The organism is Mycobacterium sp. 1164985.4 (assembly GCF_001668575.1).
Classification (GTDB): domain Bacteria; phylum Actinomycetota; class Actinomycetes; order Mycobacteriales; family Mycobacteriaceae; genus Mycobacterium.
In genome coordinates this window covers 40,945-55,065 of the sequence record NZ_LZMD01000095.1, presented here as the reverse complement: position 1 = coordinate 55,065, position 14,121 = coordinate 40,945, and the positions used below count along the sequence as shown (strand labels likewise).

The following is a 14,121-nucleotide window of genomic DNA, read 5'->3' as shown; positions in this document are numbered from 1 at the left end:
CCCCCAAAACGAACCCCCCCGCCTTCCTACCAACTAACCACCACCCCCGACCCGCCCCACCCCCAACCACCCGCCACAACCACATCTGTGGATGAACCAGAACTTGGGGACAACTCCGAGAACCGTCGGCCCAAAACCTGGGGATAACCTGCCGTGGACCCGCGGCACCGAGCGTCAGGTCACGGCAGACCTGAGGCCATGGCCGTGAGTCAAAGGGTTGCCCGTTCACGCTTCGCAGGATGAAGTGGGAACGTCGACGACGACGAAAGGATCCGCAGTGACAGACCCGCGGCGAGACAACGTGCTGATCGTGCACTGGCACGACCTAGGGCGCTATCTCGGCGCGTACGGTCACGACGACGTGTCGAGTCCCCACCTCGACGCCTTCGCCGCCGAGAGCATCCTCTTCACCCGCGCGCACGCGACCGCACCACTCTGCTCACCGTCGCGTGGCTCCCTGTTCACGGGCCGATACCCCCAGAGCAACGGCTTGGTGGGGTTGGCGCACCACGGATGGGAGTACCGCTCCGGCGTCCGTACCCTGCCGCAGATCCTGTCCGAGTCCGGTTGGCACACAGCACTGTTCGGCATGCAACACGAGACCTCGTACCCGGCGAAGCTGGGCTTCGACGAATTCGACGTCTCGAACTCCTACTGCGAGTACGTCGTTGAACAAGCGGCGAAGTGGCTGACGAACACGCCCGAGGAGCCATTCCTGTTGACCGCGGGCTTCTTCGAGACCCACCGACCGTATCCCCGCGACAGATACGAGCCGGCCGACGCAACCGGCGTCGCTGTACCCGACTATCTGCCCGACGCAGCGGAGGTCCGTGACGATCTCGCCGAGTTCTACGGAGCGATCTCGGTGGCCGACGCCGCCGTCGGCAGGCTTCTCGACAGTCTGTCGGCGACGGGCCTGGACCGCACCACCTGGGTGGTGTTCATGACCGATCACGGCCCGGCTCTGCCCCGCGCCAAATCGACGTTGTACGACGCAGGTACGGGCATCGCCATGATCGTGCGCCCGCCCCTCGACGCCGACATCGAGCCGAGGGTCTACGACGAGTTGTTCAGCGGTGTCGACCTGCTTCCGACTCTGCTCGAACTCCTCGGCCTCCAAGTGCCCACAGACGTCGAAGGGGTGTCGCACAAGCCCGCTCTGCTGGCCGGCCCTGAGCCGCCGGTTCGCACCGAGGTGTACACCACGAAGACGTACCATGACTCCTTCGACCCGATCCGGGCGATCCGGACCAAGGAATACAGCTACATCGAGAACTACGCGTCGAGGCCGCTGCTGGATCTGCCGTGGGACATCGCCGACAGCGCGCCCGGTCGGATCGTCGCTCCTCTAGTCCGGGCCGAGCGACCGCAACGGGAGCTCTACGACCTGCGCGCCGACCCGTCCGAGTCGACCAACCTGCTCGGCCCTGGCGGGCCGGACGAGGCGGAAGCGATTGCCAATGAGTTGGCGCTGCTCCTCAACGACTGGCGCGTCAAGACCAACGACGTCATCCCGTCGGAGTTCGCGGGCACCCGGATCTCGGAGCGTTACACCGAAACCTACATGCGTATCCAGGGACCCCTGCCGAGCCGCTCCGCGATCGCGACCGAGCGCGGCATCGAGGACGACCACAGCGGCCAATAATTACGCTCAGCGTGAGCGAAACCGCATGTGGTGTCAGACTATTGCCGTGTGGGTAAGCTGCGCGCATGTCAGCCCCGACGGCCTATCTCGTCCTGGCCTCTCAACGCAGCGGCAGCACGCTGCTCGTGGAGTCACTGCGCGCGACGGGTGTCGCCGGTGAACCCGGCGAGTTCTTTCAATACCTGCCCAGCACAAGTCAGTCGCCACAGCCGCGGCAGTGGTTCGAGGGCGTGACCGACGAGTCGATCCTGCGCCTCCTGGACCCTCTCGACGAGGGTAAGCCCGACCTCGCTCCCCCAGAGATCTGGCGTGACTACATCCGCACAGTGGGCCGCACCCCCAACGGCATCTGGGGCGGCAAGCTGATGTGGAACCAGACGCCGCTGCTGCTCGAGCGGGCCAGCGGGCTGTCCGACCGATCCGGCACCGGCCTGTTGTCAGCCATCCGGGATGTCGTCGGCAGTGACCCGTTCTTCATCCACGTCCACCGCCCTGATGTTGTGTCGCAGGCTGTTTCGTTCTGGCGGGCGGTGCAGACGCGGGTATGGCGCGGACGGCCCGATCCGACACGCGATGCCCGCGCCGAATACCACGCCGGTGCCATCGCCCACGTCGTGACCATGCTGCGGGCCCAAGAAGAGGGCTGGCGCAACTGGTTCGCCGAAGAAGGGGTCGCTCCGCTGGAGGTGCCGTATCCGGTGTTGTGGCGCAACCTTTCCCAGATCGTCGGCGACATCCTCGAAGCGCTCGGACAGGACCGGCGGCTTGCGCCGGAACCGGTACTCGAACGGCAGGCCGACCAACGCTCCGACGAATGGGTCGACCGCTACCGGGCGGACGCCGAGAAGGAGGGGCTTCCCACATGACGGTCGACACCCTGCACGTCGACGAGCTCCGGCTGTTGGAGGCCGAGGCGGTCCACATCATCCGCGAGGTGGTCGCCGAACTGGAGCGCCCGGTGCTGCTGTTCTCCGCGGGCAAGGACTCGATCGTGTTGCTTCGCCTCGCCGAGAAGGCTTTTCGCCCGTCGCCGCTGCCGTTCCCGGTCATGCACGTCGACACCGGACACAATTTCCCCGAGGTCATCGAGTTCCGCGATCGCCGCGTCGAAGGCGAAGGGCACCGGTTGATCGTGGCATCGGTGCAGGAGTCGATCGACAAGGGCCGCGTCCCCGATCCCGGACCCGGCGCCTCGCGCAATCGCCAGCAGACCCGCACGCTGCTCGACGCGCTCGAGGCGGGTGGTTTCGACGCGGCGTTCGGCGGGGCCCGCCGCGACGAGGAGCGCGCCCGTGCAAAGGAACGCATCCTGTCCTTCCGCGACGAGTTCGGCCAGTGGGATCCCCGGGCCCAGCGACCGGAGCCGTGGTCGCTGTACAACGGCCGCATCAGGAAGGGCGAACAGGTCCGCGTGTTCCCGCTGAGCAACTGGACCGAGCTCGACGTGTGGCGCTACATCGAACTCGAGAACCTGGAGCTGCCGTCGATCTACTTCGCCCACGAACGCGAGGTCTTCGAACGCGACGGCATCCTTCTCGCGGTGTCCGAGTACGCCAAACCCGGCGACGGCGAGGCGTCTTCGGTCGAGTGGGTGCGCTACCGGACCGTCGGTGACCTGACCATCACCGGTGCGGTGCGCTCGCGAGCCGTCGACATCCAGCGGGTGATCGCCGAGATCTCCGCTGCCACAGTGTCGGAACGTGGTGAGACGCGAGCCGACGACCGCACCTCGGTCGCCGCCATGGAAGACCGCAAACGCGAGGGGTACTTCTGATGACCCGTCAACTTCTCCGCATCACCACGGCCGGATCGGTCGATGACGGCAAGAGCACGCTGATCGGGCGCCTTCTACACGACACCGACAGCCTCCCAACGGATCACCTCGAGGCCGTCACCGACGCGGAGGGCATCGCCGACCTGGCGGCTCTCTCCGACGGTCTGCGCGCAGAACGCGAGCAGGGCATCACGATCGACGTGGCCTACCGGTTCTTCTCGACGGACACACGTAGCTACATCCTCGCCGACACGCCTGGTCACGAGCGCTACACCCGCAACATGTTCACGGGTGCGTCCAACGCTCACGCCGCAGTCCTGCTCGTCGACGCGCGCGCCGGCGTCCTGCGCCAGACCAATCGACACGCGCGCATCGCGAAATTGTTGGGCATCAAGCACTTCGTCGCGACCGTCAACAAGATCGACCTCGTCGACTTCGACGAGACCCGATTCACCGAAGTGCACAAGGAGCTGCAGCAGGTCGCCGCCCGCCTCGGCAACATCGACATCACGGTGATCCCGATCGCGGCCAAGCTCGGTGACAACGTCGTCCACCGGTCGCAGAACACCCCCTGGTATGACGGGCCGACGCTGCTGGAGTATCTCGAGAGCATCGAGCTCACTGCGCCGCAGGCGGAATCCACCATGTTGAGGCTTCCGGTGCAGTGGGTGTCGCGCCCCACCGCCGAGCAGCGGCGCCGCTACACCGGACGGCTCTCCGGCGGGACGCTCAAGGTCGGCGACCCGGTGGTCAGCCTCCCTTCCGGCACCCGCTCCACAGTGACGCTGGTCGATACGCTCGACGACCAGCGATCCGTTGCCGTTGCGCCACTGTCGGTTTCCGTGGAGTTGGCCGACGACATCGACGTCGGTCGTGGTGACGTTCTAGTCAGCGGCTCCGACGACGCCGTCCTCCCCGTGCTCGCCCGGGAACTCGACGCGACGGTGTGCTGGTTCCGGGAAGGCCCGTTGCGCGCAGGCGATCGACTTGCGCTCAAACAGGGAGCGAAGACGGTTCGCGCCACCGTGCAGGCGCTGCACAGCCGCCTCGATCCGGAGACGCTCGACGAGCTGGACAATCCGGTTGAGCTGGTGCTCAACGACATTGGCGAGATCACCCTACGCACGAGCTCGGTGGTGATCGCCGACCCCTACGCCGAGAACCGGGACAGCGGCGCGTTCATCCTGATCGACGAGGCCACCAACGACACCGTCGGCGCGGGAACGATCCTCGAGCCGCGTGAGGTCAAACCGGGCGAACAGACACGCAACGACATCCGCTGGCACCCATCGTCCCTCGACCGGGACTTCCGATGGTCGGCCACCGGCCAACGTGGAGCCACCATCTGGTTCACCGGCCTCCCCGCATCGGGCAAGTCGACGATCGCGGTGGCCGTCGAACGCGCCCTCGTCGAATCCGGGGACGTGGCCTATCTTCTCGACGGTGACAACATCCGACACGGGCTCTCCGACGATCTGGGGTTCTCGGCCGGTGACCGCGCGGAAAACATCCGCCGGGTCGGCCATCTCACCCGATTGTTCGCCGACGCCGGTGTGGTGGCGTTGGCGTCGTTGGTCTCACCGCTGAAGTCCGACCGCGAGACCGCCCGCGCGCTCAACGACGCTGCCAAGCTCCCCTTCATCGAAGTGCACATCGCCACGCCTGTCGACGAGTGCGAACGGCGAGATCCCAAGGGCCTGTACGCACGGGCGCGTGCGGGAGAACTGAAGGGCCTCACCGGCGTCGACGCCCCGTACGAGCCACCGGAAAACCCGGATCTGGTGCTCGACACCACCGGCGCGGACATCGACGACCTGGTCAAGCAAGTGATCGATCTGCTCAACGCCCGGCGCGACGCTCAACCGACCTGAGCCACCACAAAAATTCGCCGGAACGGGAAGAACGTGGTTCCATCCGACCGCCGGGGATACGCGGAATCCAGTATGGGAATCAGTTCGGCGCAGAACTCCTCCCACTCGGGATCCGACAGCCTGCTGCGCACGGGGCGCAGCGCGGTGCCGGTGATCCATTCCAGCACGGGGCTTTCGCCGGTCAACACGTGCACATAGGTGGTCTCCCACGCGTCGACCGTGCACCCGGCACCGGCCAGCAGATCGGCGTATCCGACCGGATCCTCGACCGGCGCCTCCCTAAACGGGAAGTCCCGCAACCGCTCTGACCACTCCCCACGACGAACGAGCTCGCGCACCGCGAGATGTGAGGGCGCGTCGAAATTGCCCGGCACCTGCATCGCGATCCATGATTCGGGTGCCAGCTCGCCGGCCCACCGGACGAGAAGTCGCGGATGGTCGGGCACCCACTGCAGGGTGGCGTTGCTGATCACGACCTCGGTGCCGGGTTTCGGCGTCCAGTCGGCGACGTCGCCGACGTTCGCGTCGATCCCCCGCTCCCGCGCGGCCCGCACCATCTCCGCGGAGCTGTCCAACGCCTCGATGTCCGCCTGCGGCCAGCGCTGCGCCAACGTGGCGGTGAGATTCCCCGGCCCGCAACCCAGATCCGCGACGCGCCGCGGCGCATCGGCGCGAACCCGCGACAGGAGCTCGAAGAACGGACGCCCGCGCTGGTCGGCGAAGGACAGATACGCCTCGGGGTTCCACATGACGACAGTTTGACATCGCCCGATCGGGATACCATGCGGAACGTGAGCCAATCGGACGCCAACCCGATCGATCCACCCATCCCCGTTCCCGATGTTCCGGGAGCAGACGCCACCCGCGGTCTGCCGCGTCGTGCCGACCTGACGTTGCGCCAACGGTTCATCGTCGACTCGTCGGCCGTGGCCGATATCGCACTGCGCACCGCGATCGCGTCGCTGCTCGCGGCCACGATGCTGCCGACTCTGGTCGGCGGGTTGCGCCGGTCGCAGTCACGCGCCGAACGTGAACAACTACAGTTCTACGCCGAACTGGCCACGGCCAAGGATCCCGTCCGTTCGTTTGCCGCACCTTCGTCGCCGCCCCGCGTCGCATCGAGGACGGCGAACCCGCTGGCCGAGTGGATCGCCAAGGGCCGCGTCCAGAACATTCGTTTCGACAGCAGCTTCGAGGCAGTCAATCCCGCGCTGCGCGAACAGTGCCGCGGCTTCGAACGTAACAACGTCGTGCACGCCCAGCACTGGCGCCATGACGACGGACCGCATCCGACGCTGTGCCTGATCCACGGCTTCATGGGCTCGCCGTATCTGTTCAACGGCCTGTTCTTCTCGCTGCCGTGGTTCTTCCGTTCGGGATACGACGTCCTGCTGTACACCATGCCCTTTCACGGTCCCCGCGCCGAGAAGGGCTCACCCTTCAGCGGGTACGGGTTCTTCGCCAACGGGTTCTCCGGCTTCGCCGAGGCGATGGCGCAGGCCGTGCACGACTTCCGCTCGGTCCTCGACTATCTCGAGTTCACCGGAGTCGACCGCATCGCCCTGACAGGGATGTCGCTGGGTGGATACACGTCCGCGCTGATCGCGGCCGTCGACGACCGCATCCAGGCCGTCATCCCCAACGTCCCCGTGGTCGCACCCGATCAGACCGTGGGCGAATGGTTCCCCGCCAACAAGGTGGTCGGGCTGCAAAACCTGTTGACGGGAACCGATGCCGAACTCACCGGCGCGGCGACGATGTTCTCGTCACCGCTGAACTACGCGCCGCTGGTGCCCAAGGACCGCAGGTTGATCATCACCGGTCTCGGTGACCGGCTGGCGCCGCCGGAGCAGGCCGAGATGCTGTGGGAGCATTGGGACCGCTGCGCGTTCCACTGGTTCCCCGGCAACCACATCCTGCATGTCAGCCAGCCGGACTACCTGCGTCGGATGACCCGCTTCATGCGCGGCTTCATGTTCGACTGAGTTCGGCCTGTGCTCCGGCCGGCCAGTCGATTCGCGCCAGTACTTCCGGAGCGACGTACCGAACCGGAACATTCAACCGGCCAACGGATTTGGGGTCCAACGCGGTCAGCAACGGCTTCTGCACACCCCGATGCGCGGTCAGGCCGGACACCGGCACGCCACGCACCACCTCGGGACTGCGGAAAGCACACACCGCCGCCACAGCCGGTCGCGGCGCCGAACCGCTGAACTCGACGGCCGTCCAGGTCTCCGTCGGTTCCGACCGCACCTCCGCGAGGCGCTCCCCCAAGCGCTCGTCGACCGGAATCCCGTAGGCCGTGACGAATCCGGCTTCGTCTTTCACGCCGCGCCACTTCTCGCGGGCCTTCCCGACCAGCGGCACGTCGGGATCCTCGACCAATACGGCATCGAGGCCGGCCTCGCGCAGTTGATCGGCGAGCCGCCGACCGGCAATCTCGGCAGTCTCACGCAGCGGCAACTCCGCCGACCGTGCCTGTAATGCAACAAGGTTCGCCTCGGCATCGAGTGTCAGGCTGATCCATGTGGTGCGGGCGCCGTCACGGTCGTGGGCCGTGACGCGGACCTTTTCGCTGCGGACGCCGAACCGCTCGACATATCCGGATGCGAGGGGCAGCGGCACACCGAGACCCGCCGGGTCCTCGACCTGCAGCACTACGGTGACCTGATTCGGACTCTGCGCCTTGCGCTTCGAGTGGTTGCGCCGAACCACGGCCAACCGCCTGCCTACCATGTTTGTCACGAACTGGCCGCGCCACCAGGCGAACACGGCGACCGCCACGGCCACAGCGACGCCGAAGATCCACCAGTCCGTGGTCGATTCCCACGGGTATGCCATTGCCGCCAGGGCGATGGCTGACGACGCCAACGCAATTCGAACGGTCACGATGCCTCCGCTTGATTGTCGAGGGTTCTTCGCCGATAAACGGCGACCGCGGCCGTGACGGCTGCGATCAAGGCCAGCACGCCGGTGCCGACGAACGCGACCACCTTCGGCGTTGAGTCCGGCACCTCGGGCCGAGGCGGCGCGGCGACGGGTCGGGGTTCTGGTTCGCCGGGACCGGCGACCGCCGCCGTCACATCCCAGGTCAAGGCGGCGACTGGATCCACGAGTCCCGCACCGGTCAAGTTCGACGGCGCCCGCGCCGCGCCCTGGGCACCGGCGGTGAGACGGTCCCTGACCTGCTCGGCGGTCAGGCCGGGAAAGCGGCTGCGCACCAAGGCCGCAACGCCCGACACGTAAGCCGCCGCGAAGCTCGAACCGTTCAGGGGGTACCACCGTCCGCGGTCATCGGGCAGTGCGTTCGCTAGACCGCCGCCGTCGCCGTTGCTCACCGAAGCGATGTCCTGCCCCGGCGCGGCGATGCCCACCCACGGACCTGCCATGGTGAAGTCCGACGGCCGCCCAGATGTGTCGAGTGATCCCACCGAGAGCACGTAGGGCTGCCAGGACGACGGTATCGACACCGAGGTGACCCCGGCCCAATCGCGGGGGTCCTCGGGTCGACTGGGATTCGACAGCGGATTCGACGGACACGCCGACCCCGGGTTCAACCCCACCTTGTTGTTGCCCGCGGCGGCGACGATCACGGCGTCTTTCTCGACGGCCGCATACCGCAGGGCCGCACCGAGTTCTCTCTGGTCGACGTTCTCGGTGGCGGGAAGGCAGGTGACGGCCGAGATGTTGATGACCCTCGCGCCCAGATCCGCCGCGTGAACGACCGCGCGGGCCAGGGTCGCGACGTCGAGGGTGACACGCGCCGTCGCCGGATTCTCGCCGATCTCGCGCGGAGAGAACCGCGAAGAGGTCGACCGGATCGCGAGCACACGCGCGCCGGGCGCGACCCCGGAGAACCCGTCGTCCCCCGGCTGACCCGCGATCAGCCCGGCCACCAACGTTCCGTGGCCGTCGCAGTCACTCAGGCCGTCGGTGGATTCGACGAAATCCCCGCCGGGTTCGACGTTCGGCAATCGGGGTCCGGGCCTGACGCCGGTGTCGATGACCGCGACGAGTTGTCCGTCGCCGCGGCTGTACTTCCACGCACCGTCGAGGTTGAGCAGCGTCTGATTCGGACTGGCCGCAGCCGGGTCGCTACCGGGCAGCACACCGGCACTGACACATGGTCCCCGCTGCGACTGCGGCTGGACAGGCCCGGGGGCTCCCGACGGCGGCGGCACGGCGGGGTCGACCTGAGGCGGTGCGATCGCCTGAGCGACGGGCGAACTCGCGATCACGACCGTCATCGCCGCCGTGGCCGCGAGCACAGAGCGCACGCGATCGCGCGTCACCGATGCCTCATCGGTTCAGCACCCAGGCGAACAACCCGACGAGATACGCGAGGACCGGAATCAGCGATGCATCGATCCCGGATGCCAGGAATCCGACCAGGCGGCGCATCGGCAGCGAGTAGGTCTCGGGCGAACCGACCTTCGGGAACAGCGCCACGATCACCCACACCACCGTCAGTCCACCCAGCGCGGCGAGCGCCCACCACGCCGCGGTGATGCGGTCGTCGACGGCGAACACGACCAGGAACGAGACCGCGAGCAGGAACGGCTGGCTCAACAGCCACGCCTTGCACGGAGCGGAATCCCACACCCGCGCCCGCAGCACCGCACCCAGCGCCACGGCGGCCACGACATACCACGTCCACGGTGAAACATCTTGTGGCGCAGCCAGGGTCACCGCTCCGGCGGTGAACAGCAGCACGCCGCCCGCGATGAAGCCCGTCTGGTGCGAGTCGCTGATCCGGACACGCCGCGGGAGGTCGGCCAGCACCGTCAACGGGTGCGGCGCGGGCGTCGGGTCACCGGGGGCGGGAATCACCGGCATCGGCAGGCGCGCCCACAGTGCGGACAGTTGCGCGGCCTGGACCGTGATCACCAGCGCCGACACCACCAGGATCGATCCGACGATCAGGTGGTTGAGATGCCAGATCGTGGCCGCGCCCGCGGTGATCAACGCTCCACCGCCGACGACGGTGGCCGCCGTGAACACAGCGATGGCGCGTTGTGCGACAACGATGCTGACGATCGACCAGGCCGTCACGCCCGCGGCGGCCAGCAGCACGTGCGACGGCCCGAAGTCGCCTGGTACGCCGAGCGCGAGGGCGACACCGATGGGTGCGAGCGCCGTCACGGCCAGCGCAGTGCCCAGCCGGGGTGAGCGACCCCACGAGAGCATCGCGGCCAGGACCGTGACCAGGGCCGTGCCGCTGGCAAGAGCGAGTCCGGCGAACCCACCGGCGATCTCACTGTGGACAGCGGCGAAAACGGTGGCAATCACGATGATCGAGCTCACGGCCGCCGCAGCGCTGCGGGCAATATGCGCTGCACCCCAGGGCTTCTCACGGGCCGCCGAGAAGATGACCGCGGCATCACCGATGTCCTCGACGATTCGCGGTGCCGCGGGCCCGGCCGGAAGCGGTTGCAGCGCGAGCAGATCGCCGTCGACGACACCGACGGTTTCCAACGTCGCGTCGAGGCTGAACGGTGCGCCGCCGATCGGGGCCAGCGACAACACGACCGGTGACGCGTCGCCGTATTCCTCGTCGGCGGGCATCGCCATCTTCCGCACGGCGGGCAGAATCTCGCGCAGGGGGAGCTCGGTGGGCAACGCCATGTCGGTGACCCGACCGCCGGCCTCACCCGCGGCGAGCACCGCGACACGGACGATCGGCATCGACCGCGACGGGGCTGGGTCCGCCGAAGACGCTGTAGCGCCGCTCAAACTGTCTGCCATTGGTGTTCCGTTCTCTGGTTGGAGTCGAAGTCTCGGGTCAATTTCAGGTCGGGGAACCACGCCCCGTCGGACAGCGTTGCGGTGAGCCGCTCGACCGCGGACGCGATCGCCAGCGGCGTGCCGGGAGTGAAGGTCGATACCCACTCGCCGTCGAAGGCCTTCGAGGGGTGGACGAGGACCCTGCCTTCCCGGGTGTCGACGACGCTGACGCCGACATCGGTGCTGACGCGGTGACCGTCCCGGTGGTCACCCGCCACGATCTCCACATAGCTGCGGTCCGTCGCGTAAGCGGCTTCGACGACGTCGCGTGCGCTCGGCGGGATGCCGAGGAACTCGATCACATCGTCGAGCGTCGCGCCGTTGCGCAGCTTTTCGTCCGCGCGCGCCCCGATCCGGGCTGGGATCGCGAACTCGTCGAACCTGGCGGGCGGACGACCCGACAGCCCCGCAGTGAGGATGGGCACCAGGGCCTGCGGGTGGTCCACCTGCAACTCGGAGAGCGTGACGAGGCCGCCGCCGCGGAGCGCTACGACGGTGTGGTCGTCGCGCCGCGCGACGTGGCCCCGCAACATGCTCCCCGAGCCGCGGACAAACCGTAATTCGAGCCATCGCCGAGCCCGACATGTCGTCGTAACCCATTGCCGGACATGAGGTTCGACGGTCCCGTCGGCCGCCATCACACCCAGCTCCACGAGTTCGGCCGACATCCTGGACTCGAAGGCCGCCCGCTCGGCGTGCTCGGTATAGGGCGGGGTGATGGCCAGCACCCAGGGGTAGTTCCCCACCCCGGATGCGTCGGCGACGAACCAGGCCTGCTCCGCGGTCAGCTCGACTGCGTTAACTGCCACCGTCGGTCAGCCACCCCATTTGGCGCCTTCGGCCTGGTCCCGGGCGCTCATCGTCATGGTGTTCTGCTCGTGGGTGGCGGCCATTGCACGGTAAGCGCGCACGAGTTCCTCGAGCGCGAGGTTCCACTGTGCCTGCCACGCCTGGTAAGTGGTTCCGGTGTCGCCCTGCCAGGCCCCGGCCAGTGCCGCCTGCTCGCTGGCGATGTCGGCCCCGACGGCGTGCAGTGCGCCCGCGTAACCGGCCATCTCGCCCGAGTGAGCCAGCATCGCCGGGTAGTTGTACATGATCTGAGACATCAGGTTCTCCCTCTAGGTCAGTTCGAAGTTCAGATACCGGTGTAGGTGCTGGCCGCAGCCGCGTCCTGCGACACGTAGGTGCCCGCAGCATCGCCGAGGTTGACCTGGGCGATGTCCAGGAGCGCGTTGACCTTTGCCGAAACTTCGAGGAAGCGGGCGTGTGCGGCCTGGAACGCGGCCGACGACTCGCCCATGTGGAATGCCTGCGCCGACTGGGCGGCCTGCTCAGCCTGCGCCATGGTGCTGCGCATCAGTGCTGCCTTCGCCGAGAACGCTGCCTCGGATGACACGAGTTGGGGGATGTGAGCGTCCAGGAGGCTCATGGATGTTCCTTTCGGATTGTGGTTCGGCGGAATAGGTTTCGGTCAGTTCGGTTCAGTCGTTCTCTCCCCCCTTGTGATCCCAGTCGCTGGGCAGCATGGGCTCGGTAGGTCCGCCGCCGAACGAGTTGCCGGCGAGCTCGGTGAGCCCGCTGGCCTGCTCGGCGTCCGACTTGGTCGCCGCGCCGCTGAAGCCCACTGCGCCGGCGCCCTTCTCGGACGCGGCAACGTGCGGGCGCCGAACGCTTTCGCGTGGCGGGGCCGCGTCTTCCGGCTCGTCGGGTTCGTAGTCCATGTACGCGTCTGCGTATTGCCGCTGGTGCACGGGCTGCGGGCGCTTACGCCGGGCCTTGCGCTTCGCCAACGACGACGCCGCGGCCGCGGCGGCTGCCGACGCGGCGATGTCCGATGCGGGCGCCTTCACACCCGTGCCCTCCCGGAACGTCGGCGAGACACCGCCCTCGGGGTCGGGCCCGGCCACCGCGTACGGCACCGCCGGTGCGGCACCGGCCGCCGGCGCGGCACCCGCCCCCGCCCCGGCCCCCATCCGGCCGATCGCGGAGCCGCGCGCAGAATCGCTCCCGCCGGTTGCCACCGTGGCGCCGACGGTCCCCACCGCGCCGGCCGCGCCCGCCCCGTCGGTCAGCGCAGGTGCAGCGCCCGCGGGTGCCGGTTCGGGTGCGGCGGCCGGGAGCGGCGGCGGGGTCTGCGACTGGACGATCAGACCGATCAGCAGGGGCAGCCAGATCGGGGCGCTCAAGATCAGCGACCACGTCGTCCATCCGAGCGGCTGAGTGATCGCCTGATACAGAACGAAGAACAGCACCAGTCCCGACGATGGATTGAACAGCCACCCGAAGAAACTGTTCATGAAGTCGCTGAGCGCGTCGAGGACGTTGCCGAAGAACTGGCGTGCGAAGTTCAGGATCGACTCGAAGAAGTCTTCGAAGAACCTCATGATGTCGCGCAGCAGATCGGCGATGGAGTCCGCGATGTTTCGTGCGCCACCGGAGTCGGCGGCAGTCGCCATCGCCGCCGACTGCTGCATGTCGGCGGCCGCCGCACCCGCCTCGCCCACACCCGGTTTCAACACGAATGGCGCGGGGGTGGTCATCGGCGTCGCCGCCACCGCCGCACCCGACACCGCCTGGTAGGTGCTCATCGTCGTGGCGGCCTGGATCCACATCCGCACGTAGTCGGCTTCGTTCAACGCGATCGGAATCGTGTTGATACCGAGGAAGTTGGTGGCGAGCAGCACCGCGTGGGTGGACTTGTTCAACGTCAGCTCCGCCATCGTCGGCATCGTCGCCAGCGCCGTGGTGTACGCGGCCGCGGCGGTACTGTGCTGTGCCGCGGCGGCGGCGCTGTTCGCGCTGGCCTGCGCCAGCCACGCGAGGTACGGCGCATGTGCTGCCGCGTACTGTGCGGCGCTCGGACCCTCCCAGGCGCCACCCTGCACATTCCCGAGCACGGCGGTCAACTCCGCTGCGGCAGAGGAGTATTCGGCTGCCAGTGACTGCCACGCCCCCGCCGCCGCCAACAGCGAACCCGGCCCGGGCCCGCTGCTCAGCATGGTCGAGTGCACCTCCGGAGGAAGCGCCATCCAAATGGGAGCCGTCAC

At 67.8% G+C, this 14,121-nt stretch carries 13 protein-coding genes; 5 read left to right on the top strand and 8 right to left on the bottom strand.

What is annotated here, in order from left to right; all coding sequences use genetic code 11:
• Positions 1–277: 277 nt before the first annotated feature.
• The 4 genes from A5650_RS22575 (at position 278) to cysC (ending at position 5,290) form a co-directional block, all read left to right on the top strand.
• Positions 278–1,645 (top strand): sulfatase family protein, encoded by a 1,368-nt coding sequence (locus A5650_RS22575; protein WP_067297089.1) that lies wholly within the window; start codon positions 278–280, stop codon positions 1,643–1,645.
• A 65-nt stretch (positions 1,646–1,710) separates the two neighbouring features.
• Positions 1,711–2,511 (top strand): trehalose 2-sulfotransferase, encoded by an 801-nt coding sequence (gene stf0, locus A5650_RS22570; protein ID WP_067297086.1) that lies wholly within the window; start codon positions 1,711–1,713, stop codon positions 2,509–2,511.
• Positions 2,508–3,419: a sulfate adenylyltransferase subunit CysD gene (cysD, locus tag A5650_RS22565; RefSeq protein WP_067297083.1), complete on the top strand. Its 912-nt coding sequence runs from the start codon at positions 2,508–2,510 to the stop codon at positions 3,417–3,419. The genes stf0 and cysD overlap by 4 nt, the downstream gene beginning before the upstream one ends.
• Entirely contained in the window at positions 3,419–5,290 is a 1,872-nt protein-coding gene (gene cysC / locus A5650_RS22560; RefSeq protein WP_067297078.1) for an adenylyl-sulfate kinase, read from the top strand. The genes cysD and cysC overlap by 1 nt, the downstream gene beginning before the upstream one ends.
• Here the strand turns inward: cysC and A5650_RS22555 are convergent.
• Entirely contained in the window at positions 5,278–6,039 is a 762-nt protein-coding gene (locus A5650_RS22555) for a trans-aconitate 2-methyltransferase (RefSeq protein ID WP_067297075.1), read from the bottom strand. The genes cysC and A5650_RS22555 overlap by 13 nt on opposite strands.
• 33 nt (positions 6,040–6,072) lie before the next feature.
• Between A5650_RS22555 and A5650_RS26990 the strand changes: the two genes are divergently transcribed.
• The gene (locus tag A5650_RS26990) at positions 6,073–7,275 is read left to right on the top strand and encodes an alpha/beta hydrolase family protein (RefSeq protein ID WP_156744279.1); all 1,203 of its coding nucleotides are present in this window, start codon (positions 6,073–6,075) and stop codon (positions 7,273–7,275) included.
• Here A5650_RS26990 and eccE read toward each other — a convergent pair.
• Genes eccE through A5650_RS22515 form a run of 7 tightly spaced genes read right to left on the bottom strand, consistent with a single transcriptional unit; the run spans position 7,262 to position 14,121 of the window.
• Entirely contained in the window at positions 7,262–8,179 is a 918-nt protein-coding gene (eccE, locus tag A5650_RS22545; protein WP_067297070.1) for a type VII secretion protein EccE, read from the bottom strand. The two genes, A5650_RS26990 and eccE, sit on opposite strands and share 14 nt — an antisense overlap.
• Positions 8,176–9,537 (bottom strand): type VII secretion-associated serine protease mycosin, encoded by a 1,362-nt coding sequence (gene mycP / locus A5650_RS22540; RefSeq protein WP_067297110.1) that lies wholly within the window; start codon positions 9,535–9,537, stop codon positions 8,176–8,178. The genes eccE and mycP overlap by 4 nt, the downstream gene beginning before the upstream one ends.
• Positions 9,538–9,589: 52 nt before the next feature.
• Positions 9,590–10,975 (bottom strand): type VII secretion integral membrane protein EccD, encoded by a 1,386-nt coding sequence (gene eccD / locus A5650_RS22535; protein WP_067297067.1) that lies wholly within the window; start codon positions 10,973–10,975, stop codon positions 9,590–9,592.
• Positions 10,976–11,019: 44 nt separating this feature from the next.
• A complete protein-coding gene (locus tag A5650_RS22530) occupies positions 11,020–11,883 on the bottom strand; it encodes an ESX secretion-associated protein EspG (protein WP_067297063.1) in 864 nt (287 codons plus the stop codon).
• Between the two features lie 6 nt (positions 11,884–11,889).
• Positions 11,890–12,180, bottom strand: a complete 291-nt coding sequence (locus A5650_RS22525; RefSeq protein ID WP_064346860.1) for a WXG100 family type VII secretion target — start codon at positions 12,178–12,180, stop codon at positions 11,890–11,892.
• Between the two features lie 29 nt (positions 12,181–12,209).
• Entirely contained in the window at positions 12,210–12,503 is a 294-nt protein-coding gene (esxG, locus tag A5650_RS22520) for a type VII secretion system protein EsxG (protein ID WP_067086999.1), read from the bottom strand.
• Positions 12,504–12,555: 52 nt separating this feature from the next.
• The gene (locus tag A5650_RS22515; protein WP_156744276.1) at positions 12,556–14,121 is read right to left on the bottom strand and encodes a PPE family protein; all 1,566 of its coding nucleotides are present in this window, start codon (positions 14,119–14,121) and stop codon (positions 12,556–12,558) included.